This is a genomic window from Bacillus sp. LR--39, from assembly GCF_053613335.1.
Window position 1 is genome coordinate 1 of record NZ_JBSIOT010001070.1, and the last position, 639, is coordinate 639.

The window sequence follows — 639 nt, forward strand, 5'->3', positions numbered from 1 at the left end:
AATATGAACTGGAAAGAGATGGACGAGGCATTTCCTGCGTTTCTCGTCATTCTAGCCATGCCTTTGACCTCGAGCATTTCTACAGGAATCGCGCTTGGCTTTATTTCGTATCCGATCGTAAAAGCAGCGCGGGGAAAATGGAGAGAGATTCATCCGCTCGTCATCGTTTTCGCCATTCTGTTTTTCATCCAGCTGTTTATTTTATAACATAGACCAAAAAACCCAAACGTCGCCGTTTGGGTTTTTTATGTAAACAATAAAGAGACAGCGGCCGCTAAAAAACAACAGGCGGCAAACGCATAGTGCAGGATATTGATACAGCTTTTTCTGGCCCGATAATATTCATCACTTTCCTTATCGGTGCCAATTAAAAAAGGGACATCCATGACCTTGTCAAAAATAAGCGTCAGGATATAACGGCAAACCCCTGTATATACCAGCAACGCAATCACCTTCAGCCAAATTGGGGAAACAAATATAAGAACGGTGAAAGCTGACAATAGCATGTACATCTGCCTCGCATACTCGCTATTCCTCAGCATGACTTTAAAAAACAATTCCTTATAGCCTGTGCAGATCGTTCGCCTTTTAAATATCCTTTTTGAATTTCGGTATAATAACGGTTTTCTTCTCATCCTG

The 639-nt window shown here is 41.8% G+C and carries 2 pseudogenes; one reads left to right on the forward strand and one right to left on the reverse strand.

Going from position 1 to position 639, the window contains the following annotated elements:
- A pseudogene (locus ACWHAR_RS28490) lies at positions 1-207 on the forward strand (NCS2 family permease); the annotation flags it as partial.
- 38 nt (positions 208-245) lie between these two features.
- On the opposite strand, the pseudogene ACWHAR_RS28495 reads toward ACWHAR_RS28490, so the two are convergent.
- Positions 246-639 (reverse strand): annotated as a pseudogene (locus tag ACWHAR_RS28495) (ABC transporter permease); the annotation flags it as partial.